We start from the raw sequence: 23,495 nt of genomic DNA, 5'->3' as shown, positions 1-23,495 counted from the left end.
AGCGCGGCACACTGCATCCACTGGGCCAACCGGAGCCTCGCCATGACGTTCACACGCCCCACGCTCGCAGCCACCCTGCTCGCCGCCCTGGTCACCGCGTGCGGCGGCGGTGGTGACGATGCTTCCTCGTCCTCCAGCCAGGAGACGGCGCAATCGACCCGCGGCGTCGTGGTGGTCGACGAAAGCGCGCGGGCCCAGGCCACGGTGCTTTCCAGCGCCCGCCTGGTGTTCGCCATCCACGGCGCAAGTGGTTCCAGCAGCTGTGCCGGCGGAGGCTCTGTGAGCTTCATCGCCACGGCCGGCCCCAGCGGCAACCTGTTCAACGGCGCGCCGGACACCGGCGAGACCTACACCATCCAGTTCAGCAGTTGCCGCAGCACCACCGACAACTCAGTGGTCAATGGCGCGCTCACGCTGACGGTCAACAGCGCCATCGGAGACAACCTGTCGGTCAGCACCGAGTCGCACCTGTCGGTGCTCCAGCAGGACCGCACACTGCAGTTCGACGGTAGCTCGACCCTGAGCCACACGGTGCAGGCCAGCGGGTCGACGCAGGTCACGACCGACCGTTGGCAGTCACCCTCGGTCGGCATCACGAGCACGCACGGCAATCGCATCACGCGCCTGAGCCTCACCCAGGTGGATCTCATCCACACGCAGACCACGACCAACGGCGTCGTCACCGGGAGCTCGCACCAGGGCACGCTCACGATGGGCTACAGCGGCTGGCTGGGTGACTGGTCGGCCACGATCGGCACGCAGGGCGTGGTGAGCTTCAACGCGAACGGTGTGCGCCTCGGAGGGCTGTGGCTCATCACGCTGCCACGCCATCTGATCTGGCTGGTGCCGATCCTGGTCATCGAGGCCGACTGACCCCGGCGAAGGGCGCTCAGCCTTTCGTGTTCTGGTCGAACGCCCGGTAGGTCGACAAGAGCCGCCCGTAGGCGGACATCACGCGCTCGAAGCACTTCGGGTCGCGCTTCACGTGCGCGTCGTACAGAAAGCCCGAGAGCAGCGAGAAGACCTCGAACACCATCTGCTCGGGGTCGGAGTCGGCGCGCAGGTGGCCGCGCTCGATGGCCTGCTGCACCGTGCGCTCGAGCGTCTGGCGCCAAGCCATCATGCCGTTGACCAGGCGCGTGCGCAGCGCATCGGGGTGCGCGTCGGGGTCGTCGTCGAAGGTGTTGACGGCGTAGTGCGAAGCGATGAGCGCGGTGAGCTCATTGCCGTGGTGCACCCAGCGGTGCACGATCGCATTGAGCCGCGGCAGGCCCGCGGGCTCCGACAGCGTGGGCATGAAGACGGTGAGCGCGAAGATGCGTTCGTACTCGTCGAGGATCAGCACCTGCAGCGCTTCCAGCGAGCCTACGCGGACAAACACGCCGCTCTTGCTGATGTCGAGCTTCTGCGCGATCGCGTTGAGCGTCACGCTCTGCAAGCCTTTGTGGACTGCGATGTCCATGCCCGCCGCGACGATCGCCGCGAGGGTTTGTTCACTCTTGTCGCGTCTGCGAGCCATCCCTGAAACCTGGCGCTTTCTACTGCTTGAGAAGTGTGCGGAAGTATACGGATCGGGTCTCTTTTGACACCCTCGTAACTGAGTAGGAACGCGCCAACTAGTGCCGTGATTTATGCCCCTCTAAAGGGTGTGCGTTGCAACAGGCGCTACAGCCGAAGACGCGCGGGTTCGAAAACAAGGAGACACAGCTACACCGCGAGACCCTCCATGTTCTGCCCCGCCCGCCTTGCCTTGCTTGCAGTTGCCCTGGCTGCGGTGCCATGTGCCCACGCGCAGACGCAGACCCACACCTTCGGCCTGCACCTGGCGAGCTACCACGCACCGGAGAAGACCTACAACAACACCAACCCCGGCCTGTACTACCGCCACCCCGACGGTTGGACTGCCGGCTTCTACCGCAACTCGCTCCGCCGCGACAGCATCTACGTCGGCTACACGTGGAAGTACGGCATCCTCGACATCACGACCGCAGGCGTGAGCGGCTACTTCCACAAGGTGCAGCCGTTGCTGGTGCCGTCGGTGTCACTCGGCACCTGGTACGGCGTCACGCCGCGCATCGCCTACATCCCTCGCGTGGAAAAGAAGATCGGGTCGCACGTGCTGCACCTGATGGTCGAGTTCTGAGCGGCAGCCTTCGTGCCGGCCGCCTGAAGGTGTCACCGCGCGCAACAGCGACCGCGTGACGAGCCCGCGCAAATGCGGGGCGCACCACCCGCGGCGAGAACTGCATCACGCACAAAGCTTTACGAGACCTCACTGAAGTCCCGGTCTCGCGTTCCGACAATTTCCTCATGTCCAAAGCAGTACACGACATGCGCGCCAGCCTTGTTTCCATCCTGGCGCTTTGCGCCTTCACATCCTTGATCAGTGCCTGTGGTGGCGGCGGTGGGGGCGAGCCCACCGCGAGCGACAACACCGCAGCGTCACCTACCGCTTCAGCTTCTGCCGTCACGGAAAGCGCGGAGCTCACCACCCCCGGCCTGCGCTGGCGAGGCGTCAACCTCTCCGGCGCCGAATACAACAGCACCTTGCTGCCGGGCCGCTACGGCTTCGAATACTTCTATCCGAACCAGACCTCGGTCGACTACTTCCAGTCCAAGGGCATGAACCTCATTCGGCTCCCATTCCTGTGGGAACGGGTGCAGCCCACGCTCTACGGTGCGCTGGACCAGACCGAGCTGCAGCGGCTCGTCGGCTTCGTGAACAGCACCACTGCCAAGGGCATCACGGTGCTGATCGACCCGCACAACTACGGCCGCTACCGCCAGCAGGTCATCGGCAGCCCGGGCGTGCCGCACACCGCCTTCGGCGACCTCTGGTACCGCCTCGCGGCCACGTTCAAGTCCAATCCCAAGGTGCTCTTCGGTTTGATGAACGAGCCCTACGGCATGACGACCGAGAACTGGGTCGGCGCGGCCAACGAAGCCATTCGCCGCATCCGCCTCGCGGGCGCCACCAACACCATCGCCGTGCCGGGCAACGCCTGGTCGGGCGCCTACAGCTGGACGGCCAACTTCTACGGCACGCCCAACGCGCAAGCCATGCTGCAGATCGCCGACAGCCGCAACAACCTGGTGTTCGAAGTGCACCAGTACCTCGACACCGACAGCTCGGGCACCACCACCGGCTGCGTCAGCGCCACCATCGGCGCGCAGCGCCTGCAGGTCTTCACCGACTGGCTGCGCGCCAATGGCAAGCGCGGGTTGCTGGGCGAGTTCGCCGCGGCGAACACCGACACCTGCAAGCAGGCGCTCAACGGCATGCTGGCGTTCATGCAGACCAACAGCGACGTGTGGGTGGGCTGGAGCTACTGGCTGGCCGGTGCCTGGGCCAGCCACGACCCGTTCAGCCTGCAGCCGGTCAACGGTGTCGACCGGCCGCAGATGCAGGTGCTGCAGCCGTACCTGAACTGAGCTTCAACTGCGCTTCAGGCGCGCGAGTTCGTCGCTCACCAGGCGCACGACCAGGCGGTCGAGCGTCTGCACCGAATACTGCTTCACGTCGTGCGTCGTCTGCGTGCCTGGGCCGCTGCCCGGGTTGTGCGCGTCGCGGTAGGTGAGAAAGACGAAGCGGCCTGCGGTGTATTGCGCCATCTGGCGGTAGATGTATTCGCCGACCGGATCGAGCCCGCTCGCCCCCACGGCGAAGAGCTTGATGCCCTTGGCGAGTGCGGCCTGCATGTCGCGGTCGTACTGCGGGCCGCCATAGTCGAGGTGCGGCGGCGCGTCGGCCACCAGCACCACCATGCGCGCCGCCTGCTGGCGCCAGCTCAGGCGGTGCACGACTTCGTGCAGCGCTTCGTTGAGCGCCTCGGGCGTGTCGCCACCCCCGTGCGCCTGCACGCCCGCGAGCTGTTGTTGAAAGGCACCGAGGTCGTCGGTGAAGTCGTGCGTGCGCGTGATGTAGGCATCACCCCGGTCGCGGTAGCTCACCAGCCCCCAGCAGACGTCGGGCTGGCCGGGCAGCTGCGCGATCTGCTGCGCCATCGCGCGCATCGAGGCCTTGAGCTTGGCGATCTCGTCGCCCATCGAGCCGGTGGCATCGATGAGGAAGACGAGGTCGAGGCGCACCGGCTGTGACGCGACCGCACCCAGACGCACCTGCACCGCATTCGACTGGCCGCGCATCAGCAGCGCGCGGTTTTGCAGGGTGCCCTTGCGCACCGCGATGCCGAGCGTGCGCTCGTCACCGCCGCTGTAGGGCATGAACGCGCGGGGGTGAACCCACACGCGGCCGGCGGTGTCGGTGCGAGCCCACATCAGCGGCTGCGCCACACCGGGGCGTTGCACCGCCACTTCGGCATCGTGCACCGGCTGGCCATTCACATCGGTCACTTCGAGCAGATAACGCTCGCTGACGTCGCGATCGCGCACCGGGAGGCCGGCATTGCGCTGGCGGTAGGCGAGGTACTCGCCGAAGTCGGCGTTGTCGTCGACCATGCCGGCCGTCACCACCGGGTTCGAAGGGCGTTGCACCGAGGGCTGGGGCTGTGGCCACGGTGGCGGCGCGAAGGGCGGCGAAGACATCGGCATCGATGTCCCGGCATCTGCGCTGCGCGATTCGGCAGCGGGCGCGGCGGCTTTGTCTTCGGACATCGAGGCGCCGGCAGCTTCACGGCGCTTGGCCGGGGCCCCCTCGACGCGCGAAGAGGCCATGTCGCGCTCACGCTCATGCCGCCACGCACCGCGGCCCTGCTGCACGACGCCGCCACCGGGCACTTCGCGCATCGAGGGCAGGCGCCGGCAATGCGCGGCCGAGGGCGGGCTGAAGGCCGGCGGCGCATCCTCGGGTTGCCAGGCCGGGGTGTCCTGCCAGACCGGGGGCCAGGGTTCACGTTCGGCCGAGGTGGCCCCACAGGCCATCAGCATGAGGCTCATCAGCGCGGCCGGCCACAGCGCGCGGCGGGGAACGGGGATCGAGGGCATGGAAGTCTCCTGAAGGTGAAGGTCACCTGGACTGACACGCACCAGCCCGCACGATGGGGTGAAAAATTTTTTTCGTCCGCGCATCACCCCATCCGCACCCCACACCCGTATCAACACAGGATGAGGCAGACTCCCACGCCGATGAGCACCGCGCCAGAGCCCACCGACGACGAGCTGATGAGCGCGTACGCCCGCGGCGACGCCGCGGCCTTCGAGCGCCTGTACACCCGCCATCAGGCGGGGCTCTACCGCTTCGTGCGCCGCCTGCTCGGCCCGTCGCTCGCGGCCCAGGCCGACGAGGTGTTCCAGGACACCTGGCTCAAGGTCGTCAACGCCCGCACGCAATGGGCGCCGCAGGGCGCCACGTTTCGCACCTGGCTCTTCACGCTGGCGCACCACCGCGTGATCGACATCTGGCGACGCAGTGGCCGCGAGGTCTCGGCGACGACCGACGACGACACCCCGTGGGAGCCCGAAGGCGACGCCGCCTGGGCGCAGTGGCCCGCGGCCACGAGCCCGGCGCCGCACAGCGAGGAGCTCGCCTTCTGGCGCCGTGCCGGCGAGCGGCTCTTGCGTTGCCTCGATGAGCTGCCGCTGGCGCAACGCAGCGCCTTTCTTCTCCATCACGACGACGAGCTGCCGCTGGCCGATGTGGCGCGCGCCCTCGAAGTCGGCTTCGAAACCGCGAAGACCCGCCTGCGCTATGCGATGAGCAAGCTGCGCGTCTGCATGGGCGCCTACCTCGCGCCACTGCAGCAAGGGGAGGTCCGATGAGCGGGCAAGACGAAGCACGCGACCCGCACCTGCGCGAAGCGCTGCGCCATGCGCCCGATGCGCAGCTGCAGGCGCCGCCGCAGCTCAGCGAGCTGATCCTCAAGGAAGCGCGCGCCAAGGCACGCGACCCGAAGCACGCCGACATCCCGGCCCCGGGCTGGGCCCGCAGCGTGTGGGCCTGGCTCGCCCGCCCTGCCGTCGCCACCGGATTTGCGGGCGTGATGGCCGCCACGCTGGTTGGTCTGATGTGGTGGGACGAACCCATGGATCAGGCGGCGCCACGCTCGCCACTGCCGGCCGCTGCGCCGAAGCACGAGAAGCCTGCGGCTGCGGAAGCGCCTTTCATCGAGCGCACCCAACCGGCCGAAAAAGCTACGGCCCCGGTACCCAAGCCTGAGCCCGTACGCAAGAAGGCCGACGCGCCTCGCGAGAAGCGCGCCGAGCCCAACGCCAGCGAGGCCGCAGCCGGCACCGCCCGCCCGGCCTCCCTGCCTGCACCTGACCCGATGGCGGCGGCCGTCCCCACACCGGCCGCCGCACCGCCCGCCCTGTCAGCCGACACCAGCTCCAACGCGCAGCTGGCCAAGGCCCGCACGCGGGAAGAGGAGCCGAAGCGCGAGCGCAGCAGCATGGCGCCGGCCGAAGCGCAGAGGCGCCGCGCCGCCGCCAAGGCGCAGCTCAACGAATCACGGCTGCAGGCCGAAGGCGAGGCCTACAGCCGGGTGGCCAGCGTGCGTGCGGCCATGGCGGCCGAACCTACACGATGGACCTGGCAACGTGACAATAGCGACGCTCGGCCGCTCAACGAAGCGCTGTACGCTTGGCTGGCGCAACTCGATGCCGCCACCATGGCCCGTTGGCAGCCCGTCGACGCGACTGCCCAGCGCCCTGGTCGCGAGATCCGGCTGCTGCTCGACGGCGACGTGCAGCACAGTTTCAGAATCACGCACAGCGGCGTTTTGTGGCAGCGTCGGCAGGGCATATGGCAGTTCTCGACACTCGCCTCGACGGATCTAACTGCCTTGGAAGGCAACTTGCCCTAACGGTAATAACGCACGGTCCGTCGGTTCTTCAGCGAGCTCTGAACGTCTTTTGTGAAGGTTTTGGCTACATTCCAGCCTGTCAATGCACACCCGAGCGAATACGGGTCCCTAGCCTCCGGCTGGAACTGGGAGGGAGTGAGGCAACGTGAATCGGGGCTACGGCGAACATTAGCCCACGCACCGGTAAGCACGTGTCGATCTCGAAGTGGCCGTGCAGCATGCGCGTGCGCAAGACACATGTCCCCATGTCTCGCGGTACCTCGTCGGGCTGCGGGCCGTGGTGTGTAAACGCATTGCCGTCGGAGGCTTCTTGAACAAGGTTCGCTCTACAGCCAGGGCCACGCGCTCTCACTTCCATCTCCCAATCCTTGCCGCGCTCACCCTGGCCGCCACCTTGGTCGCCTGCGGCGGCAGCAGCGACGGCACCAACAGCCGCCCCTACACCCCTGCGCCGCCACAGGCCACGCAGCCGGGCAGCATCACGGGCCGCGTGCTGTCGGCTGACACTGGGCTTCCGGTGGCCGGCGCGACGGTGACGGCAGGCGGCACCACCGTCACCACCGGCGCAGACGGCACGTTCGCCATCACCGGCCTCACGGAGGCTGATCGTGTCCCGGTCACGATCAGCGCGGGCGGGCATGCGTCGACTGTGCGGATTACTTCGGTCACGGGCGGCACCACAACTGCGGTGACTGCCCAGATGCTCATGATCGCCAACACCACGAGCATTGATGCGGCCGCGGGCGGCACCGCGACCGTCCCGGGATCGACCGCGCAGTTGGTCTTCCCGGCCGGTTCGATCGTGACGTCGACCGGCGCGGCGCCGACGCAGGCGGTGCTGGTCCGCGTTACCCCGATCAACCTCACCCAGAACCCGAGTGCGCTAACCGGGGATTACCGCACCACGAACAACGGGGCCGAGGCGTGGCTCGAAAGCTTTGGTGCAGCGTCGGTCGTACTGACCGATGCTGCAAGCGGCTCATACAACATCGCCACCGGACAGGCCGCAACCGTCAGAATTCCGGTGTCCACCCGCGCGAGCACCCTCCCAAACTCCGTGCCTCTTTACTGGTTCGATGAAGCCGCCGGACTGTGGGTTCAGGAAGGCACGGCCACGCTCGGCGGCACCGCACCAAATCAGTACTACGAGGGCAGTGTCGCGCGTGCCGGCGACTGGACTGCCGCACAGGTGATCAGCACGGTGCAGGTCGCTGGCTGCGTGCGTGACGAAACCGGCGCCGCCGTAGTACGCGCCCGGGTCGAAGCCGAGGGCGTGACGTACTCGGGCATGAGCAACGTACTCACCGACGGCTACGGCAACTTTTCGGTGCCGGTGCGCACCAACGCCACCGCCATCGTCAGTGCGCGTTCGGGCACTAGCCTGTCGAACGCCCGAGCGGCCACCACGACGACTGCCAACCTGAACATTGGCTCACCGTGCCTGATCTTTTCCGACGCAGCGATCAGCATCAAGCTGACGTGGGGCGCGTTGCCCGAAGATGTCGATTCACACCTGCTGACGCCGCACGGCACCCACATCGACTACACCCAGAAGGGGTCGTTGACCACCTCGCCTTACGCGAACCTCGACATTGACGACGTGACCTCCTTCGGCCCCGAGATCGTGACGATCCGTCGCGTGGCAAGCGGCACCTACCGCTATTTCCTCCACAACTATTCCGGCACCTTCAACCCGGGCATGACGGCCTCACCAGTCCGTGTCGAGGTGACCTACGGCGGAAACACACGCGTGTTTACGCCCGGGCCAGGCGAAGGAACGTCCACGTACTGGCATGCCTTGGATATCGTGGTAAGCGCTCAATGCGACATCACGGTTACTGCTGCGGACACCTGGTCTGCCACCGCGCCGGCAAACCCGAATCAGAACGGCGGGGCGGTCACGTACTGCAACTGAGCAAGATCCATTTGCCGCCGGCGACGGCGGGCCGGGGGCGAGATCCGCGAGGGCTCGCCCCTTTTGCATTCCGAGTGAGCTGGCTGCGGGGTGGCACGGCGATCTCGCGGCATGTCGGATGTCAGCAGCTGCGCCACGTGCCCTGGCTATCATGGTCGACTTAGTACTCGCACCATGTCGACCCGCAAACCCGTATCCGCCGAATCCTCCATCGAAGCCCCGATGCTGCGTATCCGCGGCGCGCGCACCCACAACCTCAAGAACGTCGACCTCGACATCCCGCGCAACCAGCTGGTGGTGATCACCGGCCTGTCGGGCTCGGGCAAGTCGAGCCTGGCGTTCGACACGCTGTATGCCGAAGGCCAGCGGCGCTACGTCGAGAGCCTCTCCGCCTACGCGCGGCAGTTCCTGCAACTGATGGACAAGCCCGATGTCGACGTGATCGAGGGCCTGTCGCCCGCGATCAGCATCGAGCAGAAGGCGACCAGCCACAACCCGCGTTCGACGGTGGGCACCGTTACCGAGATCCACGACTACCTGCGCCTGCTCTACGCGCGCGCCGGCACGCCGTTCTGCCCCGACCACCATCTGCCGCTGCAGGCGCAGAGCGTGAGCCAGATGGTCGATGCGGCTCTCGCGCTGCCCGAAGGCACCAAGCTCATGGTGCTGGCCCCCGTCGTGCGCGACCGCAAGGGCGAGTTCGCCGAGCTCTTCACCGACATGCAGGCACAGGGCTACGTGCGCTTCCGCATCGACGGCACGACCTACGACGCCGCCGACGTGCCCAAGCTCAAGAAGGCCGAGAAGCACGACATCGACATCGTGATCGACCGCGTGAAGGTGCAAGAAGGCCTGCAGCAGCGCCTGGCCGAAAGTTTCGAAGCCGCGCTGCGCAACGCCGAAGGCCGCGCCATCGCGCTGGAGATGGACACCGGCCGCGAGCACCTCTTCTCCAACCGCTTCGCCTGCCCCATCTGCAGCTACTCGCTGAGCGAACTGGAGCCGCGGCTCTTCTCGTTCAACTCGCCGGTGGGCGCCTGCCCGAGCTGCGATGGTCTGGGCCAGGTGACGGCCTTCGACCCCGAGCGGGTGGTGGCCTTCCCCTCGCTCAGCCTTGCGAGCGGCGCGGTGAAGGGCTGGGACCGCCGCAACGGCTACACCTTCTCGCTGCTCGAGAGCGTGGCCAAGCACTACAAGTTCGACATCGACACGCCCTTTGAAGACCTCTCGAAACAGGCGCGCCAGGTGCTGCTCTACGGCTCGGGCGAGGAAGAGATCAGCTTCACCTACGAGGCCGACGGCCCCAAGGGCAAGACCCGCAGCGTCAAGCGCAAGCACCCCTTCGAAGGGATCATTCCCAACCTGGAGCGCCGCTACAAGGAGACCGACTCGGCCGCGGTGCGCGAAGACCTCGCCCGCTACCAGGCCGCCAAGCCCTGCCCCACCTGCGGCGGCACCCGCCTGCGCACGGAAGCGCGCCATGTCTTCCTGCAAGGCGACGGCGAGACCCAAGGTGAGCCCATCTACCGCATCGAGCACCAGACGCTGCGCGAGTGCCTCGCCTACTTCGAGCAGCTGAAGCTCAAAGGCGCCAAGGCCGAGATCGCCGACAAGGTGATCCGCGAGATCCGCTCGCGCCTCAAGTTCCTTAACGACGTGGGCCTCAACTACCTGAGCCTCGACCGCAGCGCGGACACGCTCTCGGGCGGCGAGGCGCAGCGCATCCGCCTCGCCTCGCAGATCGGCTCGGGGCTGACCGGCGTGATGTACGTGCTCGACGAGCCGAGCATCGGCCTGCACCAGCGCGACAACGACCGCCTGATCGGCACGCTGCGCCACCTGCGCGACATCGGCAACTCGGTGCTGGTGGTCGAGCACGACGAAGACGCGATCCGCGCCGCCGACCATGTGATCGACATGGGCCCCGGTGCCGGCGTGCACGGCGGCGAGGTCATCGCGCAAGGCACGCCGGCCGACGTGGCAGCGAGCAAGGAATCGCTCACCGGCCGCTACCTCGCTGGCGTCCTCAAGATCCCGGTGCCGAAGAAGCGCCGCCGCCTTCAAGACCTGGAGGAGCCGCAGACGCTTCGCATCGTCAACGCGCGCGGCAACAACCTGAAGGGCGTGACAGCCGAGATCCCGGTCGGCCTCTTCACCTGCGTGACCGGCGTGTCAGGCTCGGGCAAGTCGACGCTCGTCAACGACACCTTGTACGCAGCCGTCGCCCGCAACCTCTACAGCAGCCACGCCGAACCGGAGCCGCACGACGCCATCGAAGGGCTGGACCTCTTCGACAAGGTGATCAGCGTCGACCAGAGCCCGATCGGGCGAACACCGCGCAGCAACCCCGCCACCTACACCGGCCTCTTCACGCCGATCCGCGAGCTCTTCGCCGAAGTGCCCACCGCCCGCGAGCGTGGCTACGGCCCGGGCCGCTTCAGCTTCAACGTGGCCGGCGGCCGCTGCGAGGCCTGCCAGGGCGACGGCGTGCTGAAGGTGGAGATGCACTTCCTGCCCGACGTGTACGTGCCCTGCGACGTGTGCCACGGCAAGCGCTACAACCGCGAAACGCTCGAGGTGCTCTACAAGGGCAAGAACATCACCGAGGTGCTCAACCTCACGGTGGAAGACGCGCACGCGTACTTCAACGCGGTGCCCAACATCGCGCGCAAGCTGCAGACGCTGCTCGACGTGGGCCTGGGCTACATCCGCCTCGGCCAGAGCGCGACCACGCTTTCGGGCGGCGAGGCGCAGCGCGTGAAACTCGCGCTCGAGCTGAGCAAGCGCGACACCGGCCGCACGCTCTACATCCTCGACGAGCCCACCACCGGCCTGCACTTCGCCGACATCGACCTGCTGCTGAAGGTGCTGCACCAGTTGCGCGACGCGGGCAACACCATCGTGGTGATCGAGCACAACCTGGACGTGATCAAGACAGCCGACTGGTTGATCGACATGGGGCCTGAAGGCGGTGCGGGCGGCGGAACGGTGGTCGCCGCCGGCACGCCGGAAGAGGTCGCGGCCAACCCGGCGAGCCACACGGGGCAGTACCTGAAGCCGCTGTTGCGCTAGACAAGCGCGCTGCGCGAACGCGACTTTTCTCACGCGCTTGCGAAGCGAGACGATGCACCGCAGCAATGCGGCATCGTGCTTGCATGCGGGGGGTTCCACCCTTGGCAAGCGCACGAGGCTTGCACTACATTGCCGCAGCCCCGCCCCACCCCCTGTCGCGCACCGCGCCACGACGACACCCCCATGCCGCCTGCGCCTCTGCCCGCTGACGAATCCCAACGGCTGGCCAGGCTTCACGCGACGGGCATCCTCGACACCGCCCCCGAAGAGAGTTTCAACGCGCTCGCGCAGTGCGCTGCCGAACTCTGCGGCACGCCGATCGCCGCGATCACCCTGCTCGACGCACAGCGCGAATGGTTCAAGGCAGTGCACGGTTGGGACGACCTGCCGGTACGAGAGATCCCGCGCGCCATCTCCTTCTGCAACCACACGCTCGTGAGCCAGGGGCTCTTCGAGGTGCACGACGCGGCGCACGATGTCCGGTTTGCACACAGCCCCTTCGTGACCGGCGTGCCGCACATCCGCGGTTATGCGGGCGCGCCGCTGGTGGTCGGAGGCGAAGTGCTGGGCGCGCTGTGCGTGGTCGACTCGCGCCCCCGCACGCTGAACGAAGCGCAGCGCCAGAGCCTGGTGCAACTCGCGCGTGTGGCGAGCACGCTGATCGCCAACCGCAACGTCACGCCGCCCGCCGACGACGAACGCCATCGCCTGCTCGACTTCGCCCGCGCGTCCGGCGACTGGATGTGGGAGACCGACGCCTCGCTGCGCTACACGTGGGTCTCGTCGACCTTCGAAGCGGTGACCGGCCTCTCGCCCGGCGCGGTGCGCGGCCAGCTGCTCGAAGACGCGCCCTTGCTCGACGGCCTGGGCCAGCCGCTCGGCGGTGGGCGCAGCCTGCACGCGCTGCTGCAGCGCCGCCAGCCGATCACCCGCGTGATCACCGACAAGACCACCGCGCGTGGCGTGCTGCAGGTGTCGCGAAGCGCGGTGCCGGTGTTCGATGCCGACGGCGAGTTCACCGGCTACCGCGGCACCGCCCGCGACGTGTCGGCGCACATCGCCGCCGAGCGGCGCACGCACGCGCAGGGCGAGCTGCTGCGCAAGTTGTCGTCGCAGGTGCCCGGCGTCATCTTCCAGCTGTGGATGCAGCGCGACGGCACGCCGTTCTACACCTACGCCAGCGACGCGACCCGCGACCTCTTCGGTGTCGAGCCGCCACGCAACGGCGATGGTGGTGACGCCGACGTGGTGTGCCGCATGCTGCACCCCGACGACGCGGTCGACTTCGTGCCGAGCTTGCTGGCGGCGTCGCGGGCGCTGCGGCCCTGGCAACGTGAGTTCCGCATCATCCGCGGCGGCGCGGTGCGCTGGATCGAAGTGCGTGCGGTGCCCGAGCGCCACGCCGAAGGCGGCACGCTGTGGCACGGCTTCTGTTCCGACGTGACCGCCCGCAAGGAAACCGAGCTCGCCCTGCGCAGCAGCGAAGAGCGCTGGAGCCTGGCCGCCGAGGCGGCCGGCATCGGCATCGCCGAACTCGACCTCGACAGCGGCCGCATGAATTTCGACGCCCGCGCCTGCGCCAACCACGGCCTCAAGTTTCCGCAGGGCGATTACCGGCTCAACGACTGGCTCGCCGCCATCCACCCGAACGACCGCTACGCCGTGCAGGCGCGGCTGGAGCATGCGCTGGCGACCGGCGGCATGCTGGAGGCGCGCTACCGCCAGCAGCGGCCCGACGGCAGCGAGGCCACGCTCGAGATCTTCGCCCGCTGCACGCTCGGCGAGGCACAGCGCCCGGTCGGCATGGTGGGCACCTGCCGCGACGTGACGCAGCAGGCCGCGCACGAGCAGCTGCGCCACGACAAGGAAGCCGCCGAGCGCGCCAGCCGCGCCAAGAGCGAGTTCCTCTCGCGCGTGAGCCACGAGCTGCGCACGCCGCTCAACGGCATCCTCGGTTTCGCCCAGCTGATGGCCATCGACCGCGTGCACCCGCTGGAGCCCGACCAGGCGCGCCGCCTCGACAGCGTGCTGCGCGCCGGCCGCCACCTGCTCGAGCTCATCAACGACATGCTCAACCTTGCGCGCATCGAGCAGGAAGACTTCTCGCTCGCCAGCACCCCCGTCAACCTGGCGGCGACGCTGCAGACCTGCTTCACGCTGATCCAGCCGATGGCCGACAGCGCCGGCGTGCGCCTCGCCGCACCGCCGCGCCGCGCGCACTGGGCGCTGGCCGATGCGCGCGCGGTGGAGCAGGTGCTGCTCAACCTGCTGTCGAACGCCATCAAGTACAACCGCCCCGCCGGCACGGTGAAGGTCACCCTCTCGCGTGGTGACGAGCACATGTTCGTGGCCGTCACCGACGAAGGCGAAGGCCTGTCGGAGACGCAACAGGCGCGACTCTTCCAGCCCTTCAACCGCCTCGGTGCCGAGCAGAAGCGCGTGGAAGGCACCGGACTCGGCCTCGTGATCGCGCGCCAGCTGGCGGCCTCGATGGGCGGCGAGCTGAAGGTGACGAGCCGCCCCGGCAAGGGCTCGACGTTCACGCTCAGCCTGCCGGCGGGCACCGCGCCCACTGGGGCGCGCCACCGCGCCGACCCACGCGACCCGCTGCCGCCCGAGCCCACCACGGCGCAACGCCAGGTGCTCTACGTGGAAGACGAGCCGCTCAACGTGCTCTTGATGCAGGAAGTCTTCAAGTCACGCCCGCAATGGGCGCTGCACATCGCGACCGACGGCCAGGGCGGCCTCGCCGCGGCCCGCGCGCAGCACCACGACCTGCTGCTGATCGACATGAACCTGCCCGACATGAACGGGCTGGAACTGATCCGCGCCTTGCGCGCCGACCCGCGCACCTCGGGCCTGCAGTGCATCGCGCTCTCGGCCGACGCGATGCAGGCCCAGATCGATGCCGCGCTCGCCGCCGGCTTCGACGGCTACTGGACCAAGCCGATCAACGTGGCGTCGATGCTGGAAGGCCTAGGACAAGCGCTGGAGAAGTGAGACTTCGCCAGAGCAAGCGCAGCGAGCGACGGATCAAGCAACACCCGAGGAACCGGCTTTGCCGGGCCTCTGGGTGGCGCCCCTGAGGGGCAGGAGCGGGTGCGACTGGGGGCCCAACAACCAATAAAAAAGCCGGTGCACTGCACCGGCTTCTGTCGTCGGCCGAGGCCTTCGATTTACTTGAGGTGACCGTTGATCAGCTTGGTCATCTCGAACATCGACACTTGGCCCTTCTTGAAGATTTCCTTCAGCTTGGCGTCGGCGTTGATCATCGTGCGCTTGGCTGCGTCTTGCAGCTTGTTCGCCTTGATGTAGTCCCACACCTTCTTCGTGACCTCGGTGCGCGGAACCGGCTTGTCGCCAATGATGGCGGCCAGTGCAGCGCTCGGGGTCATCGCCTTCATGAAGGCGGCGTTGGGGGTGCGCTTCTTCGCCGGGGCCTTCGCCTTCTTGGCCGGAGCCGCCTTCTTGGCAGCGGCCTTCTTGGCCGGAGCGGCCTTCTTCGCCGGAGCCGCCTTCTTCGCCGGGGCGGCCTTCTTCGCTGCCGCCTTCTTGGCCGGAGCGGCCTTCTTTGCCGCGGGTTTCGCAGCCTTCTTCGCAGTTGCCATTTCGAATTTCTCCATCAAATAAGTTGTTGATGTGCCCGTGTTGGGTGAGTGCCGCATGAGCTACTCGGTTCTCCATGGATCACGTGCGGAGCGAATACTACTGCGAGAGTGCTGCATTGAGAAGCAGTTTTCATAGGTAAAACGCGCGCGAATGCGCTTCGCAGCGTGCTTTTGTCGTCGCTGCGCGTCACTTGTGTGCCTCTCGTGCGCCTCTCTCGTGCTGCAGAGAGACACGATGAGCGCTCTCGCGCTCAGCTCACATCGCCCTCGTGCGGCTCGCGTTTTCGCCCGTGGAGCATCGCGGCGACGAGGTTCTCGCGGTGCCGAAGGCTCATCGCGAACACGCCGCCGAGGTGCAGTGCGACGAGCGCGACCAGCGTCCATGCAAGCCCCGCGTGCAGCGCAAACATCGTCTCGTCGCCCCAGTAGCGGTCGGTGGTGCAGAGCCAGCCGGTGCCGCCGACCGCGAGTACGCAGCCGAGCAGCAGCAGCACCATCCAGCCGCCGAGGGGGTTGTGGCCGAGGTGGCGCGAGGCCTGCCCGCGCAGCAGCGCACCGAGGTAGCCGAAGGTCTCGCGCGGGCCGCGAACGAACTGCCCGAAGCGCGCATGGGCGCTTCCCGCCACGCCCCACACCAGGCGCATCAGCACGACGGCGAGCGCCGTGTAGCCGATGGCGTCGTGCCAGTGCGTCCACTTCTCGGTGGTGAGCCACGCCCCCGCCACGGCGCCGATGAGCGCGAGGTGGAGGGCGCGGACGGGTAGGTCCCAGACCTTCATCGAGCGGTGTGCCGATCGACGTCAGGCGGTCACTTGGGCGCGGCCTGGCCCGCGGGCAGCACCGGCTCGAAGCTCTTGGGGTCGAAGAAGGCCTCGGCCTTCTGGCCCTTCGGGTCGAAGCCGTAGACCTCGTAGCAGCCGTTCTCGACCTTCACCTTGCGCACCTTCCAGCCTTCGGCCGTGAGCTTGCTCTGCAGCTCCATCTGGCCGCGCCAGTCGGCCTTGGGGGTGGTGCACTTGATGTCGCCGTGGGCCTGGGCGGTGCCAGTGGCGAGCAGGGTCAGGGTGGCGACGAGGAAGAGGTGTTTCATGGTGAGTCCCTTTCGAAGTGGAAGATGCGCGCTCAGGTGTCGGCCCAGGTGCGCAGGAGGTTGTGGTACGTGCCGGTCAGGCCAATCACCGCCGGGTCGGTCTCGCCGTGGCGGGTGCGCAGGCTCATCAGGTGCTGGTCCATGTCGAACAGCAGTCGGCGCTGCTCGTCGCTGCGCACCATGCTCTCGATCCAGAAGAAGCTCGCGATGCGGTGGCCGCGCGTGACGGGCTCGACGCGGTGTACGCTGGTGCCGGGGTAGAGCACCATGTCGCCGGCCGGCAGCTTGACGCTCTGGCGGCCGTAGGTGTCTTCGATCACCAGCTCGCCGCCGTCGTACTCATCGGGGTCGGCGAAGAAGAGGGTGCAGCTGATGTCGGTGCGCACCCGTTCGCCCGAAGGCGAGCCGGGCACGTAGCGGATGGCGTTGTCGACGTGGTTGCCGAAGGCGTTGGCCGCACCGCCGTAGCGGTTGAAGAGCGGCGGGAAGACCTTCTTCGGCAGCGCCGCCGAGAAGAAGACGGCGTGGCGGTTGAGGCCGCGCAGCACGATCTGCTGCAGCTCGCGCGCTTCGGCGCAGTCCTGCGGCAACTGCTCGTTGTTCTTGGCCAGGGCCGATTGCACACCGGCCGTCACTCTGCCGTCGCCCCAGGGTGCGCGCGCGAGGATCTCGCGGGCGGCGCGGACTTCGTCGGGGGTCAGGAGCTGTTGGATGTGCTGGAGCATGGCGATGGCTGTGCTGGAGAAAGATGAAAGCCGGCCCCGAAGGACCGGCCCGTGGCTCAGAACTTCAGGGTCATGTTGAGCTGGACCGTGCGGCCCTTGCCCGGGATGTAGTGGCCGCGGTAGAGCATGTCGGCGTAGTGCTCGTCGGTCACGTTGGTGACGTTGAGCTTGAAAGTCGCCACGTCGCTGGCCTGGAACTCCGTCATCAGGTCGCCGGTGATGTAGCGCGGTGCGACGATGGCCGAACCTGCCGCCAAGCCGACCGGCCTGTCGGCACTGCGCGCATTCAGCCCACCGCCAATGCGCCACTTGGGCAGCACCTTGTAGGTGGTCCAGATAGTGCCGCTGTGGCGCGGCGTCAGACCGGGCCGCGAGCCCTGCGCCTCAGTGCCGGCAGCCCCGGACGAACTGTCGACCTCGGCGTTTGGAATGAACGCATAGGAACCGAAGACCTCCCATTCCGGCGTGATGCGCCCGATGATGTCCATCTCGATACCCGCAGCATGACGCTCGCCTGACAGCACGTAGTTGCAGGCGTTGACGGTTTCCGAGTCACGGTTGCGCTCGTTGTACTTGGTGGTGTGGAAGATGGCGAAACGCGTGCTCAGGTCGCCTCGCGCGTTGTCGAGTTTGGCTCCCAGTTCGATGTTGCGGCTCGACTCCGGGGGTGTGTTGACTGTGCCCGGGTCGTACTGGTAGGTGTCGCCCGAGGTGTTGAACGATGTGCCGTACGAGAAGTGGTACGACTGCGTCGCAGTGGGCTGGTACAGCACCCCGAAGCGCTTGCTCCACAGCGAGTCGTCGCGCTGGCTGCGCGTGTTGGCCGGGACGTAGCAGGGGTTGGCCACCGGCGGCGTGCCGGTCGTCGGCTGGCCTTGTGCCGCGATTGCGTGGTAGCGGCCGTCGAGCTTGTCCAGCCGAAGGCCGGCCAGCACTTTCCATTTCGGCGCCACCTGCACCAGGTCCTGCACATAGACGCCAAGCGCCTTCATGTCGAAGGTGCGGGTGAGCGACACCGTCCGCGCCCCTTCATCGATGCTCGCGCCGTCGTTGGGAGAGCCTACGGTCGTGGGCGGCTTCACCAGCGTACCGGAGACGCCGAAGTTCTCGAACTGCTCGTGCGAATAGTCGCCGCCCGCCTGGACGCTGTGGTCGAGCCCTCCCCACTTGAACTTGCCGCTGTAGTCGCTTTGCAGGTACTGCGTGTCCATATTCATGATCTTGGCCTGGACGCCAGTGCCGCCGGAGCGGGTGAGTTCGGTGGAATCGCCGAAGTTGTCCGAGTTCACCGCGTCCACGCATCCTGCCGGAAGCACACCGGCGCCATTGCGCACACAGCGGAAACGAATTGCGCTGGCGCGCTGGTCCCGCGTGTAGCGGGCCTGACGGAACGCGGTGCGCAACTCGCTGTTGTCGCTGAACTTGTGGGTGTGCACCACATTGCCCTGCGTCGTACCCCCCCGCAGGTAGTCGCTCGCCAAGCCGTAGTAGTTGCGTGCGTCGGTCGGCCAGAGGTAGTTGCCGCCACCAGCGCCCGGCGTCAGCCAGGGCAAACCGTACTGGATGCCGGTGTCGTTCTCCAGGTGGTACAGGCCAACCGAAAGCTCGTCGTCGGTGCCAATGCCGTACTTGATGGTCGGTGCAATGCCCTTGTTGTCGATCCGATTGCCGTAGTTGTCGGCCTGCGTGAGCATCGTGTTGATGCGCACGGCGGTCGTCTCGCCGGTACGCTGGTTGAAGTCCAGCGTGGAACGCATGTAGTTGCCGGTGCCGAGGGTGGTGCTGACCTCGTAGTCGTTCGACAGCTGCGGCTGCTTGGTCACCTGGTTGACCGCACCGCCGGTGGAGCCGCGACCGAACAGCATCGAGGCGGAGCCGCGCAGCAGCTCCAGGCGGTCCCAGTTGAAGGAGTCGCGCTCGTAGAAGGCCGGGTCGCGCATGCCGTCGATGAAGATGTCGCCGGTCGACTGCAGCGAGAAGCCGCGCAGCCGGATGTCTTCTTCACCGCCTTCGGCCGCCTGGAAGGAGATGCCGGCCGTCTGATGCAGTGCCTCCTTCATCGTGTCGATGTTTCGGTCGTCGAGCAGCTTCTCGGTCACGACGGTCACCGACTGCGGCACATCCCGCAGCTCCTGCTTGCCCTTGCCGATGCGGGTGGTGGTGGCCTGGTAGTCCTGCTTGCCCGAGGGCTCGGCGGCCTCGGCCTTGACGCGGATGGTGGGCAGCGTCACGACAGGTTCGCTGGCGGACGCGGCCGAAGCGGCACTCGCAGCGGCAGGCGCCGTCTGCTGCGCCATCGCGGGCGACAGGGCCAGGCCGAAACCGGCGGCGAGGGCGCCGAGCGGCAGCAGGGCGGGGCGAGAGGGGGCCGCAGCAGCGGGGCTGAGCGGAAGCGTCTTGGCGGGCACAGGGATCTCCAGGTTGTCGGTGAGGCACTGGCTGGCGGCGACGGGCTGGCTGTGCTGGCGTGTTGGTATGTCGTTACTTGGTGAGGATGAGCTTGCCGAGCGAGGTCTCGCGCAAGCGGTAGATGGCGCCACGGTGCTCGATCAGCACCTCCTTCGAATCGCCCAGCAGCTGACGACTGGAGATGCGCGGCTCGGCCTGTTGCGCACGCTCGGCAGGCTGTGCCTCGTGCAGCACAGGCCGGTCGATCGGCGGCGGGGCGTCGTTCACGGTTGTTCGGGCTCGCTGATGAAACCGACCTTGGTGAGGCCGGCCTTGGATGCATCGGCCAGGGTCTGCGCGACCACGCGGTAGGCCACGGCCTGGTCGGCTTTGAGATGCACTTCGGGCTGCGGCTGCCGCTGGCTCTCGACGGCGAAACGGCGCGCGGCCTCGGCACGCTCCACCGGCTCGCCGTTCCAGAAGAGCCCGCCGTTGGCGTCGATGCCGAACTCGATCTTGTCGGCCTGCGTGACGTTGGGCTGCGAGCTGGCCTTGGGCAGCTCGAGCTTCACGGCCTGCGTGAGCAGCGGCGCGGTCACGATGAAGATCACCAGCAGCACCAGCATCACGTCGATCAGCGGCACCATGTTGATCTCGGCCATGGGCGCGCCGGCGCTGCGGTTGTCGAAGCTTGCGAAAGCCATGTCGCGCTCCTCGTCAGGCGGCGGCGCGGGCCGGCGTGCCGTTGCGCAGCGGCACGACCTCGCCCGACAAGGGCTGGCCCATCGACACGAACGTGTGCAGCTCGTAGGCGAAGGCGTCGAGCTTGGAGAGGATCACGCGGTTGGCGCGGGTGAGCCAGTTGTAGCCCATCACCGCGGGGATCGCGACCGCGAGGCCGAGGCCCGTCATGATGAGCGCTTCGCCCACGGGGCCGGCCACCTTGTCGAGCGTGCCGGCGCCGCTCATGCCGATGGCGACCAGCGCGTGGTACACGCCCCACACGGTGCCGAAGAGGCCGACGAAGGGAGCCGTGGCGCCGACGGTCGCGAGCATCGCGAGGCCGTTTTCGAGGCGCGTGGTTTCTTCGTCGAGCACCTTCTTGATGGTGCGGGTGACGAAGTCACCGGCGGTGCCGGCTTCTTCCAGCTTCGCGGCGCCGTACTTCGCATGGTGCGCGCGGGCGCTCATCGCGTGGCTGGTGAGGTGCGAGAACGGATCGTTGGCGCCGTGCGTCACGATCTCGGAGGCCACCGCGTCGAGCGAGCTCGCGTTCCAGAAGAACGACAGGAACGCCTCGCTGCGCTTCTTGCGGGCGAGCAGCGTCAGGCCCTTGATCGCGATGATGGCCCAGGAGACCACGGACATCAGCACCAGGATCGCGAGCAAGGTCTTGCCGACCGCGTCGCTCTGGGCAATGAAGTGGGCGAAGCCCAAGGAGGTGTCTGCATTCATGGTGGGTGGATCAGAAGGATTCAGAGGTCAAAGGCAAGCGTGGTTTCGGCCCGTATGCCCACGGGCACGCCGTTGATGGCATGGGGCTTGAACTTGGCTGCGCGCATCGCGACGACGGCCGCTTCGTCGAGCAGCGGAAAGCCGGAGGACTTCGCCACCGTCACCTGGACGAGTCGACCTTGCGCATCCGTCTCGATGCGCAGCAGCACCTCGCCGTATTCCTTGTTGCGCCGTGATAGGGACGGGTACACGAGCTTCGGCGGGACCAGATAGCGAAGCTCAGAGGCGGGAATCTGCGGCGGCGGAGGTGGCGGCGCAGGCGGTGCCGGAGGCGCAGGCGGTGCGGGCGGTGCCTGCGTGACCACCGGCGCGGGCGGCGGCGGCACCTCGGGGGCGGGCGGCGCTTCGAATGGGGCGGGCGCCGGCGAGGGTGCCGCGGCGATGACCCGCGGCTCAGGCGCTTTCACCACAGGCTTCACTTCAGGCGGTGGGGGAGGCGGCGGCGACGGTGGTGCCGGTGGCGCCAGCAGGTTCACGAAGATCGGCGCCGCCTCGAGGACCGTGGCGCGCACCACGGGCACTTGCAGGACGCCCCAGATGCCGGCCACGTGCACCGCCGCGATGGCGGCCACCACCGCGCGGTGCTGCGCCTTGCTCAGACCCTCTCGGCGCTGCAGCGGCATGCGCAGCGCTGCCATCGCGGCGAGCGGGTCGGGCAATGCGTCTTGAGCAGCGATGGGGGGCATGGAGCGCAACGACGAGAAGCGGCTGGCGGGGCAGCGGGTTGCGCTAGTGTATCACTAATGAGAACGATTCGTATTTGAGATTCGGATGGGACTCGCGGCTATGCTTTGCGCCCATGATCAAGATGCTCGTCCGCTGGCTGTTGCTCGCCGCCGCCCTGCTGCTGGTGGCCCATGTCTACCCCGGCGTCACCGTCAAGAGCTTCCAGTCCGCCATGATCGCGGCGCTGGTGCTGGGACTGCTGAATGCGCTGCTGCGCCCGCTGCTGGTGCTGCTGACGCTGCCGGTCACCGTGATCACGCTCGGGCTCTTCCTCTTCGTGATCAACGCGCTCATGTTCTATTTCGCCGCCGAGCTGCTCTCCGGCATGGCGGTCACGGGCTTCGGCGCGGCGCTGATCGGCTCGCTGATCTACAGCCTGTGCGGTGTCGTCATCGACACGGCTCTGGAACGGTTGTTCCAGAGCCGCTGATCACGGCCCTCAGTCGCTACGCTGGCTGTGTCGTGGCCGGCTCTTTCAGCATGCTCTTGATGCCTCGGACGGCCTGCCGGATGCGCGACTCGTTTTCGATCAGCGCGAAGCGCACATGATCGTCGCCGTGGTCGCCGAAGCCGATGCCGGGTGACACGCTGACCTTGGCCTTTTCCAGCAGCAGCTTGGCGAATTCGAGCGAGCCCATCGCGCGGTAGCGCTCGGGAATCTGAGCCCAGATGTACATCGAGGCCTTGGGGCATTCGACGTCCCAACCGGCCTCGCGCAGGCCCTTGACCAGCACGTCGCGGCGCTTCTGGTACTGCAGGGCGATGTCCTTCACGCACTGCTGGTCACCTTCCAGTGCCGCAATGGCCGCAACCTGCAGCGGCGTGAAGGTGCCGTAGTCGTGATAACTCTTGATGCGCGCGAGCGCCGCCACCAGCTCGCGGTTGCCCACCATGAAGCCCACGCGCCAGCCGGCCATGTTGTAGCTCTTGCTGAGCGTGAAGAACTCGACCGCGATGTCTTTCGCGCCCGGCACCTGCATGATCGAGGGTGCCTTCCAGCCGTCGAACACGATGTCGGCATACGCGAGGTCGTGCACGACGAAGATGTCGTGCTTCTTCGCGAGCGCGATCACGCGCTCGAAGAAGTCCAGCTCCACGCACTGCGCCGTCGGGTTCGACGGAAAACCCAGCACCATCATCTTGGGCTTGGGGTAGCTGCCGCGGATGGCACGCTCCAGCTCGGCAAAGAAGTCGACGCCCGGCACCAGCGGCACCGAGCGGATGTCGGCCCCGGCGATCACCGCGCCGTAGATGTGGATGGGGTAGCTCGGGTCGGGCACGAGCACGGTGTCGCCGCGGTCGAGCGTGGCGAGCATCAGGTGCGCGAGGCCTTCCTTCGAGCCGATGGTGACGATGGCCTCGTGGTCGGCATCGATCTCCACGCCATAGCGGTCGCGGTACCAGTGCGAGATCGCACGGCGCAGGCGCGGGATGCCCTTGCTGGCCGAGTAGCCGTGGGTGTCGGGCCGCTGCGCGACCTCGGCGAGCTTGCTGACGATGTGCTGCGGCGTGGCCCCGTCGGGGTTGCCCATGCTCATGTCGATGATGTCTTCGCCTCGGCGGCGCGCGGCGAGCTTCAGCTCGGCCGTGATGTTGAAGACGTAGGGGGGAAGGCGATCGATGCGCGCAAAGCGGCGCTTGCCTGAAGCAGACATTGGATTGAACTTTCACGTAGGCGCCCGGAACCGTCCGAGC

General features: G+C 67.5%; 21 protein-coding genes. 9 read left to right on the top strand and 12 right to left on the bottom strand.

From position 1 onward, the window contains the following. Window positions 1-42: 42 nt before the first annotated feature. Window positions 43-873 (top strand): hypothetical protein, encoded by an 831-nt coding sequence (locus RXV79_RS00530; protein ID WP_316701327.1) that lies wholly within the window; start codon window positions 43-45, stop codon window positions 871-873. Between the two features lie 16 nt (window positions 874-889). On the opposite strand, the gene RXV79_RS00525 is transcribed toward RXV79_RS00530, so the two are convergent. After that, the gene (locus RXV79_RS00525; RefSeq protein WP_296724588.1) at window positions 890-1,519 is read right to left on the bottom strand and encodes a TetR/AcrR family transcriptional regulator; all 630 of its coding nucleotides are present in this window, start codon (window positions 1,517-1,519) and stop codon (window positions 890-892) included. Window positions 1,520-1,750: 231 nt separating this feature from the next. Here RXV79_RS00525 and RXV79_RS00520 point away from each other — a divergent pair, with 231 nt between their 5' ends. Together RXV79_RS00520 and RXV79_RS00515 are read left to right on the top strand one after the other, a co-directional pair. Further along, window positions 1,751-2,143: a hypothetical protein gene (locus RXV79_RS00520; protein WP_316701326.1), complete on the top strand. Its 393-nt coding sequence runs from the start codon at window positions 1,751-1,753 to the stop codon at window positions 2,141-2,143. A gap of 167 nt (window positions 2,144-2,310) precedes the next feature. Next, window positions 2,311-3,432: a glycoside hydrolase family 5 protein gene (locus tag RXV79_RS00515; RefSeq protein WP_316701325.1), complete on the top strand. Its 1,122-nt coding sequence runs from the start codon at window positions 2,311-2,313 to the stop codon at window positions 3,430-3,432. 3 nt (window positions 3,433-3,435) lie between these two features. On the opposite strand, the gene RXV79_RS00510 is transcribed toward RXV79_RS00515, so the two are convergent. Then, window positions 3,436-4,944, bottom strand: a complete 1,509-nt coding sequence (locus RXV79_RS00510) for a vWA domain-containing protein (RefSeq protein WP_316701323.1) — start codon at window positions 4,942-4,944, stop codon at window positions 3,436-3,438. A gap of 141 nt (window positions 4,945-5,085) precedes the next feature. Between RXV79_RS00510 and RXV79_RS00505 the strand changes: the two genes are divergently transcribed. From RXV79_RS00505 to RXV79_RS00485, 5 genes are all read left to right on the top strand, one after another. After that, the gene (locus RXV79_RS00505) at window positions 5,086-5,718 is read left to right on the top strand and encodes a sigma-70 family RNA polymerase sigma factor (RefSeq protein WP_316701322.1); all 633 of its coding nucleotides are present in this window, start codon (window positions 5,086-5,088) and stop codon (window positions 5,716-5,718) included. Next, on the top strand, window positions 5,715-6,761 hold the full coding sequence (locus tag RXV79_RS00500; protein WP_316701321.1) for a hypothetical protein: 1,047 nt from the start codon (window positions 5,715-5,717) through the stop codon (window positions 6,759-6,761). Before RXV79_RS00505 ends, RXV79_RS00500 begins: the two co-directional genes overlap by 4 nt. 310 nt (window positions 6,762-7,071) lie before the next feature. Next, entirely contained in the window at window positions 7,072-8,676 is a 1,605-nt protein-coding gene (locus tag RXV79_RS00495; RefSeq protein ID WP_316701320.1) for a YfaP family protein, read from the top strand. 174 nt (window positions 8,677-8,850) lie between these two features. Beyond that, entirely contained in the window at window positions 8,851-11,748 is a 2,898-nt protein-coding gene (gene uvrA, locus RXV79_RS00490) for an excinuclease ABC subunit UvrA (RefSeq protein WP_413816656.1), read from the top strand. 183 nt (window positions 11,749-11,931) lie between these two features. Beyond that, window positions 11,932-14,748 carry a hybrid sensor histidine kinase/response regulator gene (locus tag RXV79_RS00485; protein WP_316701319.1) on the top strand — a complete coding sequence of 939 codons (2,817 nt, stop codon included), beginning with the start codon at window positions 11,932-11,934 and terminating at the stop codon, window positions 14,746-14,748. A 176-nt stretch (window positions 14,749-14,924) separates the two neighbouring features. Here RXV79_RS00485 and RXV79_RS00480 read toward each other — a convergent pair whose 3' ends face one another. The 9 genes from RXV79_RS00480 to RXV79_RS00440 all read right to left on the bottom strand — a co-directional run bounded on the left by RXV79_RS00480 (window position 14,925) and on the right by RXV79_RS00440 (window position 21,760). After that, window positions 14,925-15,356, bottom strand: a complete 432-nt coding sequence (locus tag RXV79_RS00480) for an SWIB/MDM2 domain-containing protein (RefSeq protein WP_257827388.1) — start codon at window positions 15,354-15,356, stop codon at window positions 14,925-14,927. A gap of 251 nt (window positions 15,357-15,607) precedes the next feature. Beyond that, a complete protein-coding gene (locus RXV79_RS00475; RefSeq protein ID WP_316701317.1) occupies window positions 15,608-16,135 on the bottom strand; it encodes a cytochrome b/b6 domain-containing protein in 528 nt (175 codons plus the stop codon). 29 nt (window positions 16,136-16,164) lie between these two features. Then, window positions 16,165-16,446, bottom strand: a complete 282-nt coding sequence (locus tag RXV79_RS00470; protein WP_316701316.1) for a PepSY domain-containing protein — start codon at window positions 16,444-16,446, stop codon at window positions 16,165-16,167. Between the two features lie 32 nt (window positions 16,447-16,478). Beyond that, window positions 16,479-17,171, bottom strand: a complete 693-nt coding sequence (locus tag RXV79_RS00465; RefSeq protein ID WP_316701315.1) for a Fe2+-dependent dioxygenase — start codon at window positions 17,169-17,171, stop codon at window positions 16,479-16,481. Window positions 17,172-17,227: 56 nt separating this feature from the next. Continuing rightward, complete coding sequence (locus tag RXV79_RS00460) at window positions 17,228-19,579, bottom strand: TonB-dependent receptor (protein ID WP_316701314.1); 2,352 nt, start codon at window positions 19,577-19,579, stop codon at window positions 17,228-17,230. Between the two features lie 73 nt (window positions 19,580-19,652). Beyond that, the gene (gene hemP / locus RXV79_RS00455; RefSeq protein WP_316701312.1) at window positions 19,653-19,847 is read right to left on the bottom strand and encodes a hemin uptake protein HemP; all 195 of its coding nucleotides are present in this window, start codon (window positions 19,845-19,847) and stop codon (window positions 19,653-19,655) included. After that, on the bottom strand, window positions 19,844-20,263 hold the full coding sequence (locus tag RXV79_RS00450) for an ExbD/TolR family protein (protein ID WP_316701311.1): 420 nt from the start codon (window positions 20,261-20,263) through the stop codon (window positions 19,844-19,846). The genes hemP and RXV79_RS00450 overlap by 4 nt, the downstream gene beginning before the upstream one ends. Window positions 20,264-20,276: 13 nt before the next feature. Continuing rightward, window positions 20,277-21,014: a MotA/TolQ/ExbB proton channel family protein gene (locus tag RXV79_RS00445; protein ID WP_316701309.1), complete on the bottom strand. Its 738-nt coding sequence runs from the start codon at window positions 21,012-21,014 to the stop codon at window positions 20,277-20,279. Between the two features lie 20 nt (window positions 21,015-21,034). Next, window positions 21,035-21,760 carry an energy transducer TonB gene (locus tag RXV79_RS00440; protein ID WP_316701307.1) on the bottom strand — a complete coding sequence of 242 codons (726 nt, stop codon included), beginning with the start codon at window positions 21,758-21,760 and terminating at the stop codon, window positions 21,035-21,037. A gap of 113 nt (window positions 21,761-21,873) precedes the next feature. Here RXV79_RS00440 and RXV79_RS00435 point away from each other — a divergent pair, with 113 nt between their 5' ends. Beyond that, complete coding sequence (locus RXV79_RS00435; protein WP_316701306.1) at window positions 21,874-22,230, top strand: phage holin family protein; 357 nt, start codon at window positions 21,874-21,876, stop codon at window positions 22,228-22,230. A 16-nt stretch (window positions 22,231-22,246) separates the two neighbouring features. On the opposite strand, the gene alaC is transcribed toward RXV79_RS00435, so the two are convergent. Continuing rightward, window positions 22,247-23,455, bottom strand: a complete 1,209-nt coding sequence (gene alaC, locus RXV79_RS00430) for an alanine transaminase (RefSeq protein WP_316701305.1) — start codon at window positions 23,453-23,455, stop codon at window positions 22,247-22,249. Between the last annotated feature and the right edge of the window lie 40 nt (window positions 23,456-23,495).

Source organism: Piscinibacter gummiphilus, assembly GCF_032681285.1.
Taxonomy (GTDB): Bacteria; Pseudomonadota; Gammaproteobacteria; order Burkholderiales; family Burkholderiaceae_C; genus Rhizobacter; species Rhizobacter gummiphilus_A.
This window is presented reverse-complemented; position numbering and strand designations above follow the sequence as displayed.